Raw genomic sequence first — 21,386 nt, 5'->3', positions numbered from 1 at the left:
CGTTATTCGAAGCCTTATAAACAGCCCCCAAGCGTATTAATCAATAATATACGCAATTACGCCTGTATATCTATATAACGATTAAAAAGATTAATTAGGATCCGGGCACAAAAAAACCCGGCATAAAGCCGGGTTTCCTTGAAGGAACGGGGTTCCTCAGGCTGCCAGGTTTTCTTCCGTGGCGGCCTCGGGGCGCGGACCGCTGTCCTGGCCCTTGGCCGACACATCGCGGTCAACCAGTTCGATCACGGCCATGTCGGCCGCATCGCCATGGCGCATGCCCGCACGCAGCACGCGGGTGTAACCACCCGAACGCGCCTTGTAGCGGTCAGCCACGGCAGCAAACAGCTTGGACACGATCTTGTCGTCACGCAGCTGGGCGAAAGCCTGGCGGCGGGCATGCAGATCGCCGCGCTTGCCAAGGGTGATCAGCTTCTCCACGACCGGGCGGAGTTCCTTCGCCTTGGGCAGCGTGGTGGTGATCTGTTCGTGCTTGATCAGGGCGACAGCCATGTTGCGAAACATGGCCTGTCGATGGGACGAGGTAACGCCGAGCTTACGGCCGGCAACACCGTGACGCATGATGTAATTTCCTGTTTTATCCGGTTCGGAGGATCAGAACGGCTCGTCGAGCCTCTTGGCCAGATCTTCGATATTTTCCGGCGGCCATGCCGGCACATTCATACCCAGTGAAAGCCCCATGGCGGTCAGGACTTCCTTGATCTCGTTGAGCGACTTGCGGCCGAAGTTCGGGGTGCGCAGCATCTCCTGCTCGGTCTTCTGAACCAGATCACCGATATAGACGATGTTGTCGTTCTTCAGGCAGTTTGCACTACGGACCGACAGTTCCAGCTCATCAACCTTGCGCAGCAGGTTGCGGTTGAACGGCAGGTCATCCTGCGGCTCTTCCGTGCGCACCGTGCGCGGCTCATCGAAGTTGATGAACAGCTGAAGCTGATCCTGCAGGATACGCGCGGCCAGGGCCACGGCATCTTCCGGAGTCACGGCGCCGTTGGTTTCCACCGTCAGCAGCAGGCGGTCATAATCGGTGACCTGACCCACGCGGGTCTGCTCCACCTTGTACGACACCCGACGGACCGGTGAGTAGATGGCGTCAACCGGGATCAGGCCAATCGGCGCATCTTCCGGGCGGTTTGCCGCTGCCGGAACATAGCCCTTGCCCATGTTCACGGTGAACTCCATCCCGAACTTCACCCCTTCATCAAGGGTGCAGATCACGAGATCGGGGTTCATGACTTCGATGTCATGCCCGGTCTGGATCTGGCCGGCACGCACTTCGCCCGGGCCCGTGGCCGTCAGCACCATGCGCTTGGGGCCTTCGCCATGCATCCGCAGCGCGAGCTGCTTGATGTTCAGCACGATGTCGGTCACGTCTTCACGAACACCCGCCACCGACGAGAATTCATGCAGCACGCCGTCAATCTGGATTGCCGTAACCGCAGCCCCCTGCAGGGACGACAGCAGAACCCGACGGATCGCGTTGCCCAGCGTCATGCCGAAGCCGCGTTCCAGCGGCTCGGCTACGACGGTAGCAATGCGTGAAGGTTCCGCCCCCGGTTCGACTTCCAGCTTTTCCGGCTTGATCAGGGATTGCCAGTTTTTCTGGAGGACCAAGGTAATGGCCTTTCAAGACTGATCTGCCACCCGAGAGTGGCAGATGGTATCCTGTGGCAGGATACCGGAATGACAATCTTCCCCCGCATGCGGGGGAAATACGACTAAGGCAGACGACGTATCAGACGCGACGGCGCTTGCGGGGGCGGCAGCCGTTATGCGGCACCGGCGTCATGTCACGGATCGCCGTGATCGAGAAGCCGACAGCCTGCAGCGCGCGCAGGGCGCTCTCACGCCCCGAACCCGGACCGGAAACCTCGATCTCCAGCGTTTCCATGCCGTGCTCGCGGGCCTTGCGGCCTGCATCTTCAGCAGCAACCTGCGCCGCATACGGCGTGGACTTGCGCGAGCCCTTGAAACCCTGGGCACCAGCGGAAGACCAAGCAATCGCATTGCCCTGCGCATCCGAGATGGTGATCATGGTGTTGTTGAAGGTGGACAGCACATGCGCCACACCGGAGATGATGTTTTTCCGCTCTTTCTTACGAATACGCGGAGCCGCAGCTTTCGCCATAATTTTCTCGATCCTGTCAGTTCAAACGGTGCACGGAACCCGCAGGCTCCATGCACTCATACCAGGCAATCCGCTGATTAGCGGGTCGCCTTCTTCTTGCCCGCAATAGCCACGGCCTTACCCTTGCGGGTACGGGCGTTGGTATGAGTCCGCTGACCATGGACAGGCAGGCCACGACGGTGGCGCAGGCCACGGTAGCAGCCCAGGTCCATCAGGCGCTTGATGTTCATCGCCACTTCACGGCGAAGATCACCTTCAACGCGGTAATCGCTGTCGATCAGTTCACGGATCTTGCCGATCTCGTCGTCAGACAGTTCGTTGACGCGCCGCTCAGCCGGAATTTCCAGCTTGTCGCAGATCGCCTGGGCCTTGGTGGCCCCGATACCATAGATATAACGAAGGCCAATTGTGACCCGCTTGTTGCTAGGGATGTTCACGCCGGCAATACGTGCCACGCCACTTACTCCTCGTCCGCCCCTGATTCAGGGCACTAACTATCAGGCAGGGCTGCGTCACACCACCCGCCCTGTTCTGGCGGGAGCATCGTGAACATACCGGTTTACGGACCGGCCAACCCCATCATCATACATTCTGGCCCTACGAGCCGCCCCTCATGGACGACTCACACGACGCTCATACCTTGAGGGCGCGCAATATACTGCTGCCCCCCATTGAGTCAATTATTTTGCGTCACTTTTTAGTGATACGATCGATAACATCAAAGACCTGCTTCGTCACGTCATCGATATCCGCCATGCCGTCCACACGGTACAGCCGCCTTTCCGCCTCGTAATAAGGCAGGATCGGCGCCGTGAGTTCCCGATAGGTCTTCAGGCGTGCCGCCACGGTCTCCCGCCGGTCATCTTCGCGGCGGATGAACTCGTGGCCGCCACACACATCACATGTGCCAGCCACCTTCGGCCGCTTGGACACGTCGTTATAGCCCGCGCCGCACTTGGCACAGGTGTAACGGCCCGCAATCCGGTCGGCCAGGGCATCCTCGTCTACATCGAGCAGCAGCACCGCATCGATGTGCTGCCCGCTGCGGGCCAGCATGGCATCAAGCGCTTCCGCCTGCGCCCGAGTGCGCGGGAAGCCATCAAGGATGAACCCCTTGGCACAGTCCGGCTGGCGGATGCGCTTTTCAATCATGGCGATGATCAGGTCATCGGACACAAGCTGCCCGTTCGCCATGACCGCCTTGACCTTCTGTCCCAGCGGGCTGCCGGTCGCGACTTCGGCCCGCAGCATGTCACCGGTTGAAATCTGGGCGATTCCGTAGCGTTCTTCCAGCCGCTTCGACTGGGTGCCTTTTCCAGCACCCGGCGGCCCAAGAAAGATAATATTCACCGCATTTTGCCCTTTCGGCCCCGTCCGCGACGCATAAGGCCCTGATACTGGTGCGCCACCAGATGCGACTGCACCTGCGTCACCGTATCGATCGTCACGGTCACGATAATGATCAGACTCGTACCACCAAAATAGAACGGCACGTTGTAATGGCTGATCAGGATCTGCGGCAACAGGCAGACAGCGACAAGATAGAGCGCGCCGATGGTCGTGATGCGCGTCAGGATACGGTCAAAGAACGCCGCCGTATTGGCGCCTGGCCGGATGCCGGGCACGAACCCGCCCTGCTTGCGCAGGTTCTCGGCCGTCTCCTGCGGGTTGAATGTCACCGCCGCATAGAAATACGAGAAGAACACGATCATCGCCGCATAGAACAGCATGTAGAGCGGCTGCCCCTGCCCCAGCGATTGCCCCAGGAAGGACAGCCAGCCGGGCATCGAGCTGTTATTGACGAATCCCGCAATGGTCACGGGAATCAGCAGCACCGATGAGGCGAAGATTGGCGGAATCGACCCCGCGGTGTTCACCTTCAGCGGCATATGCGTCGAGTCACCGCCAAACATGCGCTGGCCGACCTGCCGCTTGGGGTACTGGATCACCACGCGCCGCTGTGCGAGTTCCATGAACACGATGAACGCGATGGTCACCGCCGCCAGCACCAGGAAGACCAGCACGAAGAACGGTGAAAGCGCCCCGGTATAGCCAAGCTGGAACAGGCTTGCGAGCGCATTGGGCAGGTTTGCCACGATACCGGCAAAGATGATCAGCGAGATGCCGTTACCGACCCCCCGCGACGTGATCTGCTCTCCAAGCCACATCAGGAACATGGTGCCGCCCACCAGCGTCAGCACGCACGAGACGATGAAGAACAGCCCCGGCGAGACAACGGCCGAGCCTGCCTCCGTATGCATGTTCTCCAGCCCGATGGCGATGCCGTAGGCCTGGAACAGCGCAATGACCACCGTCAGGTAACGGGTATATTCATTCAGCTTGCGCCGCCCGCCCTCGCCTTCCTTCTTCAGGGCTTCAAGGGAGGGAATGGCCGCCGACATGAGCTGCACGATGATCGAGGCACTGATATAGGGCATGATGTTGAGTGCGAACACGGTCATGCGCCCCAGCGCACCACCCGTGAACATATCGAACATACCCAGGATACCGCCCTGATGCCGGGCCAGAAGCTGCCCCATCACCGTCGCATCGACGCCAGGGACGGGGATATAGGTGCCAATCCGGTAGACGATCAGCGCACCGAGGGTAAACCAGATACGCTTCTTCAGTTCCGTTGCGTTGGCAAAGGAACTGAAATTCAGATTGGCAGCCAACTGTTCGGCCGCGGAGGCCATGCGCCCATCCTTTCACAAGAACAGCGCCACCGCCGAAAACGGGACGCTGTCATGATAAAAAAAACCGCAGAAAGTAATAAAGCGATGCGCCCGCCGAGTGCAAGCAGCATCGCTTTTATCATGCTTCGGGTACAGAACGTGCCTGTGCCCCCAGCCGGTCATTCGGCGGCAGGAGCCTGCGGCTTCTGGACCTTGACCTGCACCTTGCCGCCAGCCTTTTCAACTGCGGCGATGGCACCGGCCGAAGCACCGGACACTTCAATGGTCACGGCGTGGTTCAGCGCGCCATCGGCAAGCAGGCGGATGCCGTCAAAGCGGCCCGACCCGGCCAGACCGGCCTTGGTCAGGATCTCTTCCGTCACCACGGTCTTGGCATCGATCTTGCCAGCCGCAATCGCCTTGTCGAGCACGCCCAGGTTCACCACCGCATAATCCTTGCGGAAGATGTTCTTGAAGCCGCGCTTGGGCAGACGACGGTAGATGGGCAGCTGGCCGCCTTCAAAACCGTTCAGCGACACACCGGAGCGTGCCTTCTGGCCCTTCACACCCTTGCCCGACGTCTTGCCCTTGCCAGAGCCGATGCCGCGACCAAGGCGCTTCTTGCGATAGCGTGCGCCCTCGTTGTCACGAAGTTCGTTCAGGTTCATCTCAATCCTCCACCTTGATCAGGTGGGACACCTTGCGGATCATGCCACGAACCGAAGGGGTATCCTCCAGCTCGCGGGTACGACCGATCTTGTTCAGGCCCAGGCCCACCAGCGTAGCCTGCTGGCCCGGCTTCTGGCCATTGCCAGAATGCACCTGGGTAACGCGAATGGTTGCCTTGGTATCAGACATCGGCCGCAGCCTCCGTCGCTACCGCAGCCTCGCGGCGCCCCAGGATGTCCGAAACCTTCTTGCCACGGCGGTTGGCAACCGAACGCGGGCTGGCGCAACGCTCCAGCGCGGCGAAAGTCGCCTTGACCATGTTGTGCGGGTTGCGGGTGCCGAGCGACTTGGCCACCACGTCATTGATGCCCAGGCTCTCGAACACGGCGCGCATCGGACCACCGGCAATGATGCCCGTGCCCGCATCAGCGGAACGCAGGACCACCTTGCCCGCCCCGAAGTGACCGGCCACATCGTGATGCAGCGTACGGCCTTCCTTCATCGGAACGCGGATCATCGTCCGCTTGGCGCGGTCGGTTGCCTTGCGGATCGCCTCGGGAACCTCACGGGCCTTGCCCGCGCCAAACCCTACGCGACCCTTCTGGTCACCAACAACAACCAGTGCCGCGAATGCAAAGCGGCGACCGCCCTTTACAACCTTGGCAACACGATTGATCGTGACCAGCTTGTCGACCAGATCGTCGCCTTCGCGGTCGCGATCGCGACCACCCCGGCCGCCTTCTCTCGGTTCACGTGCCATTATGCGTGACCCTTTCGTCAGAACGAGAGACCGCCCTCACGGGCAGCCTCCGCCAGGGCCTTGATACGCCCATGATACAGATACGCGCCGCGGTCGAAAACGACCTTCGACACACCAGCAGCCACCGCGCGCTCGGCAAGAAGCTTGCCGACTGCACCGGCTGCCTTCACGTCCGTACCACCCTTGAGGGTGGAACGCAGATCCTTGTCGAGGGTCGAAGCTGCGGCCAGCGTGCGGCCAGCGGCATCGTCGATCACCTGCGCGTAGATATTCTTGCCCGAACGGAACACCGACAGACGCGGACGGCCACCACTCTTGAGGCGAAGCTGGAAACGGAGACGCTGGCGCCGCCGCTCCCGCAGATCCTTCTGCGTGCTCATTATTTCTTCTTGCCTTCCTTGCGACGGATGGTTTCCGTTTCATAACGGACACCCTTGCCCTTGTAGGGCTCGGGCTTACGGAAGCTACGGATATCAAGCGCAACCTGACCAACCCGCTGCTTGTCGATACCCTCGACAGTCACGGCCGTAGGCCGCGGGGTGGTGATCTTGATGCCTTCGGGAATCGCATAGACGATGTCATGCGAATAACCGAGGTTCATGACCAGGTTCTTGCCCTGCACCGCAGCGCGGTAACCGGTTCCGGAGATTTCCAGAGTCTTGGAAAACCCTTCCGACACACCCTTGACCATGCTCGCGATCAGGGAACGCGTGGTCCCCCACATCATGCGGGCCTGGGCCTCGGTGCCAACCGGCTTCACCGCAACCTTGCCATCCGCAACATCAACGGCAACATGACCGGACAGGGGCAGCTTGAGCTCGCCGAGCTTGCCCTTCGTGGTCAGCACGCCATCAGCAACGGAAACCTGAACGCCCGACGGAACTTCGACGGGATATTTGCCCACTCGCGACATTTATCCCTCCTCAGAACACACGGCAGAGGACTTCACCGCCAACATTGGCAGCGCGGGCCTCCGCATCGGACAGAACACCACGCGGCGTCGACAGGATCGACACACCCAGCCCGGCATAGACACGCGGCAGTTCCTTGATCTTGGAATAGACGCGGCGCCCCGGCTTGGACACACGGTGGATTTCTTTGATGACCGGCTCGCCATCGAGATATTTCAGCTCGATGCGCAGCTGGGCCACACCCTTGCGCAGTTCCTCACGCGAGAAACCACGGATATACCCCTCGCGGCGAAGCGCCTCGAGAACACTGGCGCGCAGCTTGGAAGCCGGCGCCACGCAGGCAGCATGCCGTGCACGCTGCGCATTGCGGATCCGGGTGAGCAGATCACCCAAAGGATCAGAAAGTGACATCGTTCCCTGCCCTTACCAGCTTGACTTGACCATGCCCGGGATCTGACCATTGGAGGCCAGGTCGCGCAGGGCGATACGGCAGAGTTCAAACTTTCTGTAATTGGCGCGAGGACGCCCGGTGAGCTTGCAGCGCAGGCGCACGCGCACGCGCGAGCCATTGCGAGGAAGTTCAGCAAGCTTAAGCGACGCATCGAATCGATCTTCAACCGGCAGAGACCGGTCCATGATGATGTTCTTCAATGCAGTCCGCTTAGCCCGGTCCCGGTCTGCCATGCGCTCGCGCTTGACATTCCGGTTTACGGCGGAAATTTTGGCCATGCCTTGTTTTACCCTCCGGAACCTGTCGGGCCAGTCCCAACGGTTTTCCAAACAACGTGTGTATTAGGTCTTCTGGACTTCAGACGGAAGCCCTTTCGCTACATTTTATGCAGCGAAGGGCAGATCAAACGCCTTCAGCAGAGCCTTCGCTTCCGCATCCGTCTTCGCAGTGGTCACGAAGATGATGTCCATGCCGCGGATCTCGTCTACCTTGTCGTATTCGATTTCCGGGAAGACAATCTGTTCCTTCAGCCCCATCGCGAAGTTGCCACGGCCGTCGAAACCCTTGTTCGCCGGCAGCCCGCGGAAATCACGCACGCGCGGCAGGGCGATCGTCACGAAACGATCCAGGAATTCGAACATCTGGGCACGGCGCAGCGTCACCTTGCACCCGATGGGCAGACCTTCGCGGATCTTGAAGCCGGCGATCGCCTTCTTGGCAACCGTCTTGACCGGCTTCTGACCAGCGATAAGGGTCATTTCCTTGACCGCCGCGTCGAGCTTCTTCTGGTCGCCGGCGGCTTCGCCAACACCCATGTTCAGGACAATCTTCTCGAGACGCGGAACCTGCATCTCGTTCTTGTACCCGAATTCCTCGCGCAGCTTCGCGCGCAGCTCGTCCTGATAACGCTGCTGCATGCGCGGCAGGGCGCGGGCTTCTTTCACTTCAGACATTCCCGCCCCCTCAGCCTTCGATTACTTCGCCGGTCGCCTTGGCGACACGAACCTTGCGACCATCTTCCAGAACGCGGAAGCCGACCTTCGTCGGGTCGCCGCTCTTGGGGTCGATCAGCTTCAGGTTGGACAGGTGCACCGGCATTTCCTTCTGGACAATGCCGCCCTGCTCACCCATGCGCGAAGGACGGGTATGACGCTTCGCAATGGCAACGCCACGCACCACGGCCTTGTTGGCCGCGGGCAGGACCGTAACGACCTCGCCACGGGTTCCCTTGGAACCACCGGTGGTGACCAGAACCTGGTCACCCTTCTTGATACGAGCAGCCATTACAGCACCTCCGGTGCCAGCGAGATGATCTTCATGAACTTGCGGGCACGCAGCTCACGCACGACCGGGCCAAAGATACGGGTACCGATCGGCTCCTGCTGCTTGTTGATCAGCACGGCCGCGTTGCGGTCAAAACGGATGGCGCTGCCATCGGCCCGGCGCACGGGGTAGGAAGTGCGCACGATCACCGCCTGGTGAACATCGCCCTTCTTGACCTTGCCGCGGGGAATGGCTTCCTTGACGGACACGACAATCACGTCGCCGACCGAGGCAGACTTCCGCTTGGAACCGCCCAGTACCTTGATGCACTGCACCTGACGGGCGCCGGAATTGTCGGCCACGTCAAGGTTGGTCTCGGGATGGATCATGGTCTATGCCTTCTTTACGCCTGGGCGCCAGACGCAGCACCGGCGGCTGCCGCGAGCGGCTGGCCATTCCGGACAACGACCGTCCAGGTCTTGCGGCGGGAAATCGGCTTGCATTCTTCAATGCGCACCGTGTCGCCCACCTTGCATTCATTCAAGCCGTCATGCGCCGCGTACTTCTTCGAGCGGCGAATGAACTTCTTATACAGCGGGTGGATAATGCGACGATCGACAAGAACCGTAACGGTCTTGTCCATCTTGTCGCTGGTTACCCGCCCGGTCAGGACGCGCCTTGGCATCGCCCGTCTCCCTTCAGGACTTTGCTGCCGGCGCGTGGCCAGCAGAACTCTTCTTAACAACCTCGGTCGCAATCGTCTTCACACGCGCGATTTCACGACGAACCACGCGCATGCGGGACTGCCCCTCGGTCTGGCCGGTCGCATGCTGAAACCGAAGATTGAACTGCTCGCGCTTCAGATCGACGAGAAGCGTATCCAGTTCTTCAACAGTCTTGGCACGCAGATCGGCCGGCTTTGTTGCCTTTGCCATCTCACGCCTCTCCGATACGGGTCACGAATTTGGTCTTGATCGGCAGCTTTGCCGCACCCAGAGCCAGCGCTTCACGCGCGACTTCAGGCGACACGCCTTCGATCTCGAACAGGATTCGACCCGGCTTCACACGAGCCACCCAATATTCGGGCGACCCCTTGCCGGACCCCATACGCACTTCTGCCGGCTTTGTCGAGACCGGAAGGTCAGGGAAAATCCGAATCCAGACACGACCCGCACGCTTCATGGCACGGGTAATGGCCCGGCGGGCCGCTTCGATCTGGCGGGCCGTGATCCGTTCAGGCTGGAGAGCCTTCAGGCCAAAAGCCCCGAAATTCAGGGTTGTGCCGCCCTTGGCCAACCCATGAATGCGCCCTTTGTGGGCCTTGCGGTACTTTGTCCGCTTGGGAGAAAGCATTTTTCAAATCCTCACGCGCCGCCTGGCGCATCTAGGTCCATTGGACCCCGCAGTTAGCGCTGCGGGGCCTGTTCGGCGGCGCGACGGTCCTGCGCCAGCGGATCATGGGCAAGAATCAAGCCCTTGAAGATCCAGACCTTCACACCACAGGTGCCATAGGTCGTCTTGGCGGTCGCCACACCATAGTCGATGTCCGCACGCAGCGTGTGCAGCGGCACCCGACCTTCACGATACCACTCGACACGCGCGATTTCCGCGCCGCCAAGACGGCCCGAGCAGTTGATCCGGATCCCCTGCGCGCCAAGGCGCATGGCGGACTGCACGGCACGCTTCATGGCGCGACGGAAGGCAACGCGGCGCTCGAGCTGCTGGGCGATGTTCTCGGCCACCAGGGTCGCATCGATTTCCGGCTTGCGGATCTCGACGATGTTCAGCGCGACATCGGTCTTGGCCATGCGGGCCAGGTCCTTGCGCAGCACATCGATGTCCTGGCCCTTCTTGCCGATCACCACGCCAGGGCGTGCCGCGTAGATGGTCACGCGCGGCTTCTTGGCCGGGCGCTCGATCACCACGCGGGACACGCCTGCACCGGCCAGCTTGCGGCGCAGGTAGGCGCGCAGCTTCAGGTCATCATGCAGCAGGCGGGCATAATCCGCATCGGCGTACCAGCGGCTGTCCCATGTCCGGTTAATACCGAGCCGAAGCCCGATCGGATTAACTTTATGTCCCATGGATCAGGCCGCCTTTTTTTCGGTTTCAGCTTCGGGCTTCTTTTCGGCCACGACAATGGTCAGGTGGCTGAAAAACTTCTCGATGCGGGCCGAACGGCCACGACCACGTGCGTGGAAACGACGCATCACGATCGACTTGCCCACCTCAGCGCGGGCAACGACCAGTTGGTCAACGTCCAGCTGGTGGTTGTTCTCGGCGTTGGCAATCGCACTTTCCAGCGTCTTCTTGACCTGCTGGGCAATGCGACGCTTGGAGAATGTGAGGGTGGCGATTGCCTGCGCAGCCGGCTTGTTGCGGATCAGACCCGCAACAAGGTTCAGCTTGCGCGGGCTGATGCGGATGTTCCGCGTCAGCGCCTGCGCCTCGGTTTCCGCGAGCGTGCGCGGATGCTTAGGCTTGCTCATGTTCAGCCCCGCTTCGCTTTCTTGTCCGAAGAATGACCCGTGAAGGTACGGGTCGGTGAGAACTCACCGAACTTGTGGCCCACCATGTTCTCGGAAACCTGCACGGGCAGGAATTTGTGCCCGTTATAGACGCCGAACGTCAGTCCGACGAACTGCGGCAGGATGGTGGATCGACGCGACCAGATCTTGATCACTTCGTTACGGCCCGACGCGCGCGATGCATCGGCTTTGTTCAGCAGATACCCGTCTACGAACGGGCCCTTCCAGACGGAACGTGCCATCTTAAATGCCCCTTACTTGCCGGTCTTCCGGCGACGGATGATCAGACTGTCCGTACGCTTGTTGACCCTGGTCTTGTAACCCTTAGTCGGCTTGCCCCATGGCGTAACCGGATGACGCCCACCCGAAGTGCGTCCTTCACCACCACCATGCGGATGATCAACCGGGTTCATGACGACACCACGGTTGTGCGGGCGGCGGCCCAGCCAGCGATTGCGGCCGGCCTTGCCCAGGTGCTGGTTCATGTTGTCCGGGTTGGACACGGCACCGATGGTGGCCATGCATTCCGCGCGAACAACACGCAGCTCACCGGACTGCAGCTTGATCTGGGCATAGCCCATGTCCTTGCCGACCAGCTGTGCATACGTGCCAGCCGAGCGGGCGATCTTGCCACCGGCACCGGCCTTGAGCTCGATGTTGTGGATGATCGTGCCCACCGGAACGGCAGACAGGGGCATGGCGTTGCCCGGCTTGATATCGGCGCGCGCACCGGCGATGACTTCGTCACCCGCCTTCAAACGCTGCGGCGCGATGATGTAGGCCAGCTCGCCATCGGCATACTTGATGAGCGCGATGAACGCCGTACGGTTGGGATCGTATTCCAGGCGCTCCACCGTGCCGACCACGTCGAACTTGCGACGCTTGAAGTCAACATAACGGTAGGACTGCTTGTGACCGCCACCGATGAAACGCGAGGTGGTGCGGCCGTGGTTGTTACGGCCGCCGCTCTTGTTCTTCCCCTCGGTCAGGCCCTTGACGGGCTTGCCTTTCCACAGCTCCTTGCGGTCGATCAGGACCGTTCCGCGCAGGCTGGGGGTAACTGGATTAAAGTGCTTCAATGCCATTTCTTGTCACCCCGCGTCAGACCAGCTTCGCGGTCAGGTCGATGGACTGACCTTCTGCAAGCTGAACAAACGCTTTCTTAACATCCGAACGCTGGCCGGGACGTCCCTTGAAGCGCTTGGCTTTTCCCTTCTGGATGAGCGTGTTCACACCCAGAACCTTCACACCAAACAGCGTCTCGACCGCAACCTTGATCTCCGGCTTCGTAGCGCTGATCGCAACCTTGAAACCCACCTGGTTCTTCTCGGAAAGGGCAGTCGCCTTTTCCGTGATCAGGGGAGAGCGGATGATGTCGTACATCGCTTCGCGCGACATGCGTTCCGCCTTCTTGCGGATTGCCAGGATGTTGGTCATGCCAGACGCTCCTTCAGGCCCTCAACCCCGGCGCGCGTGATCGCGAGCACATCGTGGTTCAGGATATCGTAGACATTGGCGCCCACCGTCGGAAGAATGTCGATCTTCGGCAGGTTGCGCGCGGCGCGGCCGAAGTTCTCTTCAACCGCGGCATCCACGATCAGCGCGGATGTCCAGCCCAGGACCTTCAGCTTCTTGGCCAGCTCGGCCGACTTGCCCGAGGCAGTCGCGGCATCGAGCACCACCAGCTTGCCTTCCGCCGCCTTCTGCGACAGGGCGGAAATCAGGCCAAGGCGACGCACCTTCTTGGGCAGGTCATAGCCATGGTCACGCACCACGGGACCATGAACGATGCCACCGGTGCGGTACTGCGGCGCACGCAGCGAACCCTGGCGGGCGCTACCCGTGCCCTTCTGGCGATACGGCTTCTTGGTCGTGCCGGAGACTTCCCCCATGCCCTTGACCTTGTGCGTACCAGCCCGGCGCTTGGCCAGCTGCCAGTGCACCACACGCGCCAGGATGTCCGTGCGCGGCGTTGCGGCGAAAATCTCGTCGGGAAGGCTGGCGGTGCCTGCGCTTCCGTTATCGAGGGTTTTGATCTCGTAATCCATTGCCCTCTATCCTCAGCCCGCAGCCTCAACCAGGGCCGCCGGATACGGCGCCTCGGCATGACGGGCCTTCTTGATCGCATCACGAACGAGAACCGTTTCATTCTTTCCGCCCGGCACGGAGCCGCGGATCATGATCAGGTTCTTTTCGGCGTCAACAGCCGCAACCTCAAGGTTCAGCGTAGTGATACGCTCGGAACCGAGATGGCCGGCCATCTTCTTGTTCTTGAAAACCTTGCCCGGATCCTGACGGTTACCCGTGGAACCGTGCGAACGGTGACTGATCGAGACACCGTGGGTGGCTTCGAGACCGGCAAAGTTCCAGCGCTTCATCGCGCCGGCAAAACCCTTACCCTTGCTGGTGCCGGTAACGTCCACCTTCTGCCCCACCACGAAATGGGCGGCGGACAGAGAAGCCCCGACTTCCAGGACGGCGTCATCCGATACACGGAATTCAGCCAGCTTCTTCTTGGGCTCGACCTTGGCCTTGGCAAAATGGCCGCGGTTCGGCTTGGACACATTTTTGACCTTGGCCTTGCCCGCGCCAAGCTGGACAGCTGTGTAGCCATCACGCTCGGTGCTGCGAACATCAACCACCTGCAGATCATCAAGCTGCAGGACAGTCACCGGCACATGTGTGCCGTCTTCCTTGAACAGCCGGGTCATACCCAGCTTTTTTGCGATCAATCCGGTGCGCATCGTCTGGACCTTAGAGTTTAATCTCGACATCTACGCCAGCGGCGAGGTCGAGTTTCATGAGAGCGTCCACGGTCTGCGGGGTCGGCTCGACAATGTCGAGCAGCCGGCGATGGGTCCGAATTTCGAACTGCTCGCGGCTTTTCTTATCCACGTGGGGGGAGCGGTTTACGGTAAACCGTTCAATATGCGTCGGCAGCGGGATAGGACCCCGAACCCGCGCACCCGTACGCTTCGCCGTATTGACGATCTCCTTCGTGCTGTTGTCTAGCACCCGATGATCGTACGCCTTCAGGCGAATGCGGATGTTCTGGTTGTCCATCTTTCTGTTTCAGTCCAACTTTACCTGATTCGGGGGAACCCGATCCGCAATGGAAACCCGGCCGGATTGCTCCGACCGGGATGCCACAGTTCAGTTACTGTCCAATCACTCGGTGATGGAAGCAACAACACCTGCACCAACGGTGCGGCCGCCTTCGCGGATAGCGAAGCGCAGGCCTTCATCCATGGCGATCGGAGCGATCAGCTCGACATCCATGGCGACGTTATCGCCAGGCATGACCATTTCCGTGCCTTCCGGCAGGTGAACGACACCGGTGACGTCGGTCGTGCGGAAATAGAACTGCGGACGATAGTTGGTGAAGAACGGCGTGTGACGGCCACCCTCTTCCTTCGTCAGGATGTAGGCTTCCGCCTTGAACTTGGTGTGCGGGGTGATCGAACCCGGCTTCGCCAGCACCTGACCACGCTCAACGTCTTCACGCTTCGTGCCACGCACCAGTGCGCCGATGTTGTCACCTGCTTCACCACGGTCGAGCAGCTTGCGGAACATTTCAACGCCGGTCACGGTCGTCTTCTGCGTCGGGCGCAGGCCAACGATCTCGATTTCGTCGCCGACGTTCACCACGCCACGCTCGACACGGCCCGTCACCACGGTGCCACGGCCCGAGATGGAGAACACGTCTTCGATCGGCATCAGGAACGGACGGTCAACCGGACGCTCCGGCTGCGGGATGTATTCGTCCACAGCGTTCATCAGGTCCATGACGCGGTTTTCACCGACTTCGGCGTCGCCATCTTCCAGCGTCACCAGGGCCGAACCCTTGATGATGGGGATATCGTCGCCGGGGAACTGGTAAGCGGAAAGCAGCTCGCGCACTTCCATTTCCACCAGCTCGAGCAGCTCCGGATCATCAACCTGGTCAACCTTGTTCAGGAAGACGACCAGGGCCGGCACGCCAACCTGGCGGGCAAGCAGGATGTGCTCACGGGTCTGGGGCATCGGGCCATCAGCAGCCGACACGACCAGGATCGCGCCGTCCATCTGCGCGGCACCGGTGATCATGTTCTTCACATAGTCAGCATGGCCGGGGCAGTCGACGTGCGCGTAGTGACGCTTCGCGGTCTCGTACTCGACATGGGCGGTCGAGATGGTGATGCCACGGGCGCGCTCTTCCGGCGCGGCGTCGATCATGTCGTACGCCTTGAATTCCGCGCCACCGGCCTTCGCCAGCGTCTTGGTGATAGCAGCGGTCAGCGAGGTCTTGCCGTGATCGACGTGACCAATCGTGCCGATGTTGCAGTGCGGCTTATTCCGCTCAAATTTAGCCTTTGCCATCGTTTTCTCCGTTAACTCGGCCTCGTGCCGAGAGTCGGGTTGGAAAGTTCCGTTTCGGAAGCCGGGCCGGTCAATAAACCGGCCTGACCGCCTTTACCAGCGGTAATGACTGAATGCCTTGTTGGCTTCTGCCATGCGGTGCGTGTCTTCGCGCTTCTTGACCGCGGCGCCACGATTGTTGACGGCGTCAAGAAGTTCGTTCGACAGGCGATCCTGCATGGTGTTCTCGCCACGCTTGCGCGAGGCGTCAATCAGCCAGCGGATGGCCAGCGCCTGACGACGCTCGGCCCGGACTTCGACCGGAACCTGGTAGGTGGCGCCACCAACACGGCGGGAACGCACCTCGACAGCCGGCTTGACGTTGTCCAGCGCGCTGTGGAACATGACCACAGGGTCCGCTGCAGCACCACCACGGCGGCGCAGCACCTCAAGGGCGCCATAGACGATCCCTTCAGCGGTGGACTTCTTGCCGTCGTACATCAGGGCGTTCATGAAACGCGTAATGACGACATCACCAAATTTTGGATCGGGAAGAATCTCGCGCTTGACTGCGCGATGACGGCGACTCATGCCTCGTTATTCCTTTTACTTAGGACGCTTCGCGCCATAGAGCGAGCGACGCTGACGACGCTTGGCGATACCCTGGGTGTCCAGAACGCCGCGCAGGATGTGATAACGCACGCCAGGAAGATCCTTAACGCGACCACCACGGATCAGGACAACGCTATGTTCCTGGAGGTTATGCCCCTCACCCGGAATATAGCTCACAACCTCATAACCGTTGGTCAGGCGTACTTTTGCCACCTTACGCAGAGCCGAGTTCGGCTTCTTCGGTGTGGTTGTGTAAACACGAGTGCAAACGCCACGCTTCTGCGGACAGCCCTGCAGGGCAGGAACCTTATTGCGTTTGGCTGCGGGTTCGCGACCTTTCGCGATCAACTGGTTGATGGTCGGCATACGCCTTTCCCGATCCTTACAAAATTCGGCCGGCCAACCCCATATCTGGTTGCCGACTGTCGTTCACAACAAAACCCCAACGAATGACAACCATTCGTTCGGGCATCATATTTACATCCGGCCTGGGCAGCCCGATTCCCGGACTGCGGCACCGCATGTCTGCATGCTGCATTCGACGGCCAACGACGTCTTTCAGACAGGGCTAGCCGAGGGCGCGTTACCTACGGGCAAACTGACCAAAAGTCAAGCCTTGCGCAGGATTCGCTAGCAGTCTGGCGAAACGACTCTGTTCCGCCGGACTCGGAGCACCGCTCCGTCAGGCTGCTGATACCGCCTGAATCGGATGGTGACAATAGTGCAGCACCGAATCATGCCGGATAGCGGTCCCCCGCCATCCGGCATTTCTCTCGTGTAGTTACTCGGCCGCCTTGGGCGGCACGGCAGCGCGGGCCTTGGCGAGGCGCTGCTTGTCCTCGCCCGCGGCAACCGCGCGGAGCTTGTTCATCACGCTGCCCGTCCCTGCCGGGATCAGGCGGCCGACGATGACGTTCTCCTTGAGGCCGTTGAGCGTATCCTTCTTGCCCGCCGTAGCAGCCTCGGTGAGGACACGGGTGGTCTCCTGGAAGGAGGCCGCCGAGATGAAGGACTGCGTCTGCAGCGAGGCCTTGGTGATGCCCTGCAGCACCGGCATGGCAACGGCAGGGTGCTCGCCAATGTTGAGGCGCTTGGCGTTCTCTTCCTCATATTCGATACGGTCCACCGTCTCACCGATCAGGTAGGTCGTATCGCCCGGCTCAAGGATTTCCACCTTCTGCAGCATCTGGCGAACAATGACTTCGATGTGCTTATCATTGATCTTCACGCCCTGCAGTCGGTACACGTCCTGAATCTCGTTGACGAGGTAGTCCGACAGCGCCTCGACACCCAGAACCTTCAGGATGTCATGCGGCACGCGCGGCCCGTCAACGAGCGGATCGCCCACCTGGACAAAGTCGCCTTCCTGAACGGACACGTGCTTGCCCTTGGGGATGAGATAATCCGTCTCCTCGCCCGTCTCGTCGTTCTTCACGATGACGCGGCGCTTGGACTTGTAGTCCTTGCCGAATTCCACGCGCCCCTCGGTTTCCGAGATGATGGCGTGATCCTTCGGGCGGCGGGCCTCGAAGAGTTCCGCCACGCGCGGCAGACCACCGGTAATGTCACGCGTCTTGGAGCCTTCACGCGGGATACGCGCCAGCACGTCACCTGCGTTGACCTGCGCGCCGTTCTCCACCGAGAGCAGCGAATCAGGCGACAGGAAGTAGCGGGCGTCGTTGCCGTTGGCCAGCTTCACCACGTCACCGTTGGCGTCCTTGAGCTGCAGGCGCGGACGCAGGTCGATCCCCTTGGAAGCCTGCTTGTAGTCCACGACCACTTTCGAGGTCAGGCCGGTCACCTCATCCATCCGCTCCACCAGGGTGATGGAGTCGATCAGGTCAAGATATTCTACCTTGCCAGGCTGCTCGGTGATGATGGGCAGGGTGTACGGATCCCACTCGGCCATCTTCTGGCCACGGGCCACCTCGGCGCCATCCTCGACCAGCAGGCGCGCACCATAAGGCACGCGGTAGCGGGCGCGTTCGGTTCCACGGTCATCCGTCAGCAGGATCTCGCAGTTACGCGACATGACGATGGGCACGTTCTGACTGTTATGCACCACGTTCTTGTTGCGGATCGTCACCTTGCCATCACGCGAGGCCTCGACCATCGACTGCTCGGCGCCACGCTGCGCCGCACCACCGATATGGAAGGTACGCATGGTCAGCTGCGTGCCCGGCTCACCGATGGACTGGGCGGCGATAACGCCCACGGCCTCACCGATGTTGACCGGCGTGCCGCGTGCAAGGTCACGGCCATAGCAGTGGCCACACACGCCCACGCGGCTGTCACAGGTCAGCACGGAGCGGATCAGCAGGCTTTCGACACCCGCCTTCTCGATCTGCTCGGCCTCGGCTTCCTCGATCAGGGTATTGCGCGGGAAGAGCACCTTGCCGGTTGCCGGGTCGAGCACGTCGGCTGCCAGCGTGCGGCCGAGCATCCGCTCGGACAGGGAGGCAACGACTTCGCCGCCATCCATGACCGCACGCACGGTCAGGCCGCGCTCGGTGCCGCAATCTTCCTCGACAATGATGCTGTCCTGCGCCACGTCAACGAGGCGGCGGGTGAGGTAACCCGAGTTCGCAGTCTTGAGCGCGGTATCGGCCAGGCCCTTACGCGCACCATGGCTGGAGGTGAAGTAATCGAGAACCGACAGGCCTTCCTTGAAGTTGGCGATGATCGGCTGTTCGATGATCTCGCCCGACGGCTTGGCCATCAGGCCACGCATGCCGGCAAGCTGCTTCATCTGCGCTGGCGACCCACGGGCACCGGAGTGGCTCATCATCCACACCGAGTTGGTGGGCTTGCCGATCTCCTGCTTGGAGATCTCCTTCATCATCGCGGCCTGCACTTCATCGGTGCAACGCGACCAGGCATCAACCACCTTGTTGTAGCGCTCGCCAGCGGTGATCAGGCCGTCCTGATACTGCTGCTCGAACTCCTTCACTTCGCCGGCCGTACGGTCCACGAGCTCCTTCTTCTCGACGGGAACGATCATGTCGTCCTTGCCGAACGAGATGCCCGAACGCGCGGCGTGGCGGAAGCCAAGCCCCATCAGGCGGTCACAGAAGATAACGCATTCCTTCTGGCCGCAGTGACGGTAAACCGCGTCGATCACATCCGACACGATCTTCTTGGTCAACTGGCGGTTGATCAGCGAGAACGGCAGCGCCGGGTTGCGCGGCAGGATCTGGGCAACAAGCATGCGGCCCGGCGTGGTCACCACCGTCTCGCGCACGGTCTTGCCCTCGGCATCGAAGCTTTCGATGCGCGCGCGGATCTTGTCGTGCAGCTTCACCGCGCCCGTGCTCAGCGCGTATTCCACTTCGCCAACGCTGGAGAAGGACGGCGCGCCGCTTACGGTCACCAGCCCCTTGTCATCGTAGCTGTTCTTGTCGGGCGTTGCGCGGAATTCGGGTGTTTCGAGGCTGAGGTAATACAGCCCGAGCACGATATCCTGCGACGGCACGATGATGGGCTTGCCGTTGGCCGGGCTGAGGATGTTGTTGGTCGACATCATCAGCACACGGGCTTCAAGCTGCGCCTCGAGGCTCAGCGGCACGTGCACGGCCATCTGGTCGCCATCGAAGTCGGCGTTGAACGCGGTGCAGACCAGCGGGTGCAGCTGGATGGCCTTGCCCTCGATCAGCACCGGCTCGAACGCCTGGATGCCCAGACGGTGCAGCGTGGGCGCACGGTTGAGCATGACCGGATGCTCGCGGATCACCTCTTCAAGGATATCCCACACTTCGGGACGTTCCTTTTCCACCATCCGCTTGGCGGCCTTGATGGTGGTGGCATGACCGTATTTTTCCAGCTTGGAATAGATGAACGGCTTGAACAGCTCGAGCGCCATCTTCTTAGGCAGGCCACACTGGTGCAGCTTCAGTTCCGGGCCCACCACGATGACCGAACGGCCCGAATAATCGACGCGCTTGCCCAGCAGGTTCTGGCGGAAGCGGCCCTGCTTGCCCTTGAGCATGTCGGACAGCGACTTGAGCGGACGCTTGTTGGCACCCGTAATGGCACGGCCACGGCGGCCGTTATCGAACAGCGCATCGACCGATTCCTGCAGCATGCGCTTTTCGTTGCGCACGATGATGTCGGGCGCGCGCAGCTCGATCAGCCGCTTGAGGCGGTTGTTACGGTTGATGACGCGGCGGTACAGGTCGTTCAGGTCCGACGTGGCGAAACGACCGCCATCAAGCGGCACCAGCGGGCGCAGCTCGGGCGGAATGACCGGCACGAGGTCCAGGATCATCCATTCCGGGCGCGATTCACTGTCGGCAAAGGCCTCGACCAGCTTCAGGCGCTTGACCAGCTTCTTGCGCTTGGCTTCGGACGTGGTTTCCTTCAGCTCAAGACGCAGCTCTTCCTTCTCGACCTTGCAGTCGATGCGCTCGAGGATCTTCTTGATCGCTTCCGCGCCAATGCCGACCTCGATGCCCTCGTCGCCATGCTCGTCCATGACATCGAGGTACTGGTCTTCCGTCAGCAGGCTGTACTGCTTGAGCGGCGAGGTGCCGGGCTCCAGCACCACATAGCTCTCGAAATACAGGATCTTTTCCAGATCCTTCAGCGTCATGTCGACCATCAGGCCGATCCGGCTGGGCAGTGATTTCAGGAACCAGATATGCGCAACCGGGCTGGCCAGCTCGATATGGCCCATGCGCTCGCGGCGCACCTTGGCCAGCGTGACCTCAACGCCGCATTTTTCGCAGATGATGCCGCGGAACTTCATCCGCTTGTACTTGCCGCACAGACATTCGTAGTCCTTGATCGGACCAAAAATCCGCGCGCAGAACAGGCCATCACGCTCCGGCTTGAAGGTCCGGTAGTTGATGGTCTCGGGCTTCTTGATCTCGCCATAGGACCACGAACGGATCTGCTCGGCCGAGGCCAGCTGGATCTTGATCTGGTCAAAGGTCATGGCCTGGCCACCCTGGCCAAGGATCTTCATGAGTTCATTCATGCGCCGCAAACCCCCTGAGGGAATGAAGCGGAAGCAGGCGCCGCACCTGCCTCCA

The 21,386-nt window shown here is 60.9% G+C and carries 31 protein-coding genes; all 31 read right to left on the bottom strand.

What is annotated here, in order from left to right; genetic code table 11:
- Positions 1-156: 156 nt before the first annotated feature.
- Positions 157-582 carry a 50S ribosomal protein L17 gene (gene rplQ, locus OQZ28_RS03205; RefSeq protein ID WP_061271359.1) on the bottom strand — a complete coding sequence of 142 codons (426 nt, stop codon included), beginning with the start codon at positions 580-582 and terminating at the stop codon, positions 157-159.
- A gap of 33 nt (positions 583-615) precedes the next feature.
- Entirely contained in the window at positions 616-1,635 is a 1,020-nt protein-coding gene (locus tag OQZ28_RS03200) for a DNA-directed RNA polymerase subunit alpha (RefSeq protein WP_007399646.1), read from the bottom strand.
- A gap of 121 nt (positions 1,636-1,756) precedes the next feature.
- Positions 1,757-2,149 carry a 30S ribosomal protein S11 gene (rpsK, locus tag OQZ28_RS03195; RefSeq protein WP_003621069.1) on the bottom strand — a complete coding sequence of 131 codons (393 nt, stop codon included), beginning with the start codon at positions 2,147-2,149 and terminating at the stop codon, positions 1,757-1,759.
- A gap of 77 nt (positions 2,150-2,226) precedes the next feature.
- Entirely contained in the window at positions 2,227-2,604 is a 378-nt protein-coding gene (gene rpsM / locus OQZ28_RS03190) for a 30S ribosomal protein S13 (protein ID WP_061271361.1), read from the bottom strand.
- Positions 2,605-2,839: 235 nt separating this feature from the next.
- Complete coding sequence (locus OQZ28_RS03185) at positions 2,840-3,499, bottom strand: adenylate kinase (RefSeq protein WP_130730313.1); 660 nt, start codon at positions 3,497-3,499, stop codon at positions 2,840-2,842.
- Positions 3,496-4,845 carry a preprotein translocase subunit SecY gene (gene secY / locus OQZ28_RS03180; RefSeq protein ID WP_061271365.1) on the bottom strand — a complete coding sequence of 450 codons (1,350 nt, stop codon included), beginning with the start codon at positions 4,843-4,845 and terminating at the stop codon, positions 3,496-3,498. The genes OQZ28_RS03185 and secY overlap by 4 nt, the downstream gene beginning before the upstream one ends.
- A 158-nt stretch (positions 4,846-5,003) precedes the next feature.
- Positions 5,004-5,492, bottom strand: a complete 489-nt coding sequence (rplO, locus tag OQZ28_RS03175) for a 50S ribosomal protein L15 (RefSeq protein ID WP_458135121.1) — start codon at positions 5,490-5,492, stop codon at positions 5,004-5,006.
- 1 nt (position 5,493) lies between these two features.
- Positions 5,494-5,682, bottom strand: a complete 189-nt coding sequence (gene rpmD / locus OQZ28_RS03170) for a 50S ribosomal protein L30 (RefSeq protein ID WP_061271369.1) — start codon at positions 5,680-5,682, stop codon at positions 5,494-5,496.
- Positions 5,675-6,253 carry a 30S ribosomal protein S5 gene (gene rpsE, locus OQZ28_RS03165; RefSeq protein ID WP_014105019.1) on the bottom strand — a complete coding sequence of 193 codons (579 nt, stop codon included), beginning with the start codon at positions 6,251-6,253 and terminating at the stop codon, positions 5,675-5,677. The genes rpmD and rpsE overlap by 8 nt, the downstream gene beginning before the upstream one ends.
- 17 nt (positions 6,254-6,270) lie before the next feature.
- Positions 6,271-6,633 (bottom strand): 50S ribosomal protein L18, encoded by a 363-nt coding sequence (gene rplR, locus OQZ28_RS03160; RefSeq protein ID WP_061271371.1) that lies wholly within the window; start codon positions 6,631-6,633, stop codon positions 6,271-6,273.
- Complete coding sequence (gene rplF / locus OQZ28_RS03155) at positions 6,633-7,166, bottom strand: 50S ribosomal protein L6 (RefSeq protein WP_130730316.1); 534 nt, start codon at positions 7,164-7,166, stop codon at positions 6,633-6,635. The genes rplR and rplF overlap by 1 nt, the downstream gene beginning before the upstream one ends.
- 10 nt (positions 7,167-7,176) lie before the next feature.
- Complete coding sequence (gene rpsH / locus OQZ28_RS03150) at positions 7,177-7,575, bottom strand: 30S ribosomal protein S8 (RefSeq protein WP_010506719.1); 399 nt, start codon at positions 7,573-7,575, stop codon at positions 7,177-7,179.
- Between the two features lie 12 nt (positions 7,576-7,587).
- Positions 7,588-7,893, bottom strand: a complete 306-nt coding sequence (rpsN, locus tag OQZ28_RS03145; RefSeq protein WP_061271375.1) for a 30S ribosomal protein S14 — start codon at positions 7,891-7,893, stop codon at positions 7,588-7,590.
- Between the two features lie 105 nt (positions 7,894-7,998).
- Entirely contained in the window at positions 7,999-8,568 is a 570-nt protein-coding gene (rplE, locus tag OQZ28_RS03140; RefSeq protein ID WP_061271377.1) for a 50S ribosomal protein L5, read from the bottom strand.
- Positions 8,569-8,578: 10 nt separating this feature from the next.
- On the bottom strand, positions 8,579-8,899 hold the full coding sequence (gene rplX, locus OQZ28_RS03135; protein WP_010506725.1) for a 50S ribosomal protein L24: 321 nt from the start codon (positions 8,897-8,899) through the stop codon (positions 8,579-8,581).
- Positions 8,899-9,267, bottom strand: coding sequence for a 50S ribosomal protein L14 (gene rplN / locus OQZ28_RS03130; RefSeq protein WP_061271379.1), 369 nt, complete (start codon positions 9,265-9,267; stop codon positions 8,899-8,901). The genes rplX and rplN overlap by 1 nt, the downstream gene beginning before the upstream one ends.
- 14 nt (positions 9,268-9,281) lie before the next feature.
- Positions 9,282-9,563: a 30S ribosomal protein S17 gene (rpsQ, locus tag OQZ28_RS03125; RefSeq protein WP_061271381.1), complete on the bottom strand. Its 282-nt coding sequence runs from the start codon at positions 9,561-9,563 to the stop codon at positions 9,282-9,284.
- Positions 9,564-9,576: 13 nt separating this feature from the next.
- A complete protein-coding gene (gene rpmC, locus OQZ28_RS03120; RefSeq protein ID WP_110567219.1) occupies positions 9,577-9,813 on the bottom strand; it encodes a 50S ribosomal protein L29 in 237 nt (78 codons plus the stop codon).
- 1 nt (position 9,814) lies between these two features.
- Positions 9,815-10,231: a 50S ribosomal protein L16 gene (gene rplP, locus OQZ28_RS03115; RefSeq protein ID WP_014105026.1), complete on the bottom strand. Its 417-nt coding sequence runs from the start codon at positions 10,229-10,231 to the stop codon at positions 9,815-9,817.
- Positions 10,232-10,284: 53 nt separating this feature from the next.
- On the bottom strand, positions 10,285-10,962 hold the full coding sequence (gene rpsC, locus OQZ28_RS03110; protein WP_458135120.1) for a 30S ribosomal protein S3: 678 nt from the start codon (positions 10,960-10,962) through the stop codon (positions 10,285-10,287).
- A gap of 3 nt (positions 10,963-10,965) precedes the next feature.
- Positions 10,966-11,367, bottom strand: a complete 402-nt coding sequence (rplV, locus tag OQZ28_RS03105; protein ID WP_007399624.1) for a 50S ribosomal protein L22 — start codon at positions 11,365-11,367, stop codon at positions 10,966-10,968.
- A gap of 2 nt (positions 11,368-11,369) precedes the next feature.
- Complete coding sequence (gene rpsS, locus OQZ28_RS03100) at positions 11,370-11,648, bottom strand: 30S ribosomal protein S19 (protein WP_007399623.1); 279 nt, start codon at positions 11,646-11,648, stop codon at positions 11,370-11,372.
- Positions 11,649-11,660: 12 nt separating this feature from the next.
- The gene (gene rplB, locus OQZ28_RS03095) at positions 11,661-12,491 is read right to left on the bottom strand and encodes a 50S ribosomal protein L2 (protein ID WP_130730317.1); all 831 of its coding nucleotides are present in this window, start codon (positions 12,489-12,491) and stop codon (positions 11,661-11,663) included.
- Positions 12,492-12,507: 16 nt separating this feature from the next.
- Complete coding sequence (locus OQZ28_RS03090; RefSeq protein ID WP_172157796.1) at positions 12,508-12,804, bottom strand: 50S ribosomal protein L23; 297 nt, start codon at positions 12,802-12,804, stop codon at positions 12,508-12,510.
- A 35-nt stretch (positions 12,805-12,839) separates the two neighbouring features.
- Entirely contained in the window at positions 12,840-13,454 is a 615-nt protein-coding gene (rplD, locus tag OQZ28_RS03085) for a 50S ribosomal protein L4 (protein ID WP_061271391.1), read from the bottom strand.
- A 12-nt stretch (positions 13,455-13,466) separates the two neighbouring features.
- On the bottom strand, positions 13,467-14,150 hold the full coding sequence (rplC, locus tag OQZ28_RS03080; protein ID WP_130730318.1) for a 50S ribosomal protein L3: 684 nt from the start codon (positions 14,148-14,150) through the stop codon (positions 13,467-13,469).
- Positions 14,151-14,160: 10 nt separating this feature from the next.
- Positions 14,161-14,469, bottom strand: coding sequence for a 30S ribosomal protein S10 (gene rpsJ, locus OQZ28_RS03075; protein WP_007282720.1), 309 nt, complete (start codon positions 14,467-14,469; stop codon positions 14,161-14,163).
- A 105-nt stretch (positions 14,470-14,574) separates the two neighbouring features.
- The gene (tuf, locus tag OQZ28_RS03070; RefSeq protein WP_130730319.1) at positions 14,575-15,765 is read right to left on the bottom strand and encodes an elongation factor Tu; all 1,191 of its coding nucleotides are present in this window, start codon (positions 15,763-15,765) and stop codon (positions 14,575-14,577) included.
- A gap of 93 nt (positions 15,766-15,858) precedes the next feature.
- Complete coding sequence (gene rpsG, locus OQZ28_RS03065) at positions 15,859-16,335, bottom strand: 30S ribosomal protein S7 (RefSeq protein ID WP_007399617.1); 477 nt, start codon at positions 16,333-16,335, stop codon at positions 15,859-15,861.
- Between the two features lie 15 nt (positions 16,336-16,350).
- The gene (gene rpsL / locus OQZ28_RS03060; RefSeq protein ID WP_003621118.1) at positions 16,351-16,722 is read right to left on the bottom strand and encodes a 30S ribosomal protein S12; all 372 of its coding nucleotides are present in this window, start codon (positions 16,720-16,722) and stop codon (positions 16,351-16,353) included.
- 415 nt (positions 16,723-17,137) lie between these two features.
- Complete coding sequence (gene rpoC, locus OQZ28_RS03055) at positions 17,138-21,331, bottom strand: DNA-directed RNA polymerase subunit beta' (RefSeq protein WP_130730320.1); 4,194 nt, start codon at positions 21,329-21,331, stop codon at positions 17,138-17,140.
- Between the last annotated feature and the right edge of the window lie 55 nt (positions 21,332-21,386).

It is taken from the genome of Komagataeibacter sp. NFXK3, from assembly GCF_054182245.1.
This window is presented reverse-complemented; position numbering and strand designations above follow the sequence as displayed.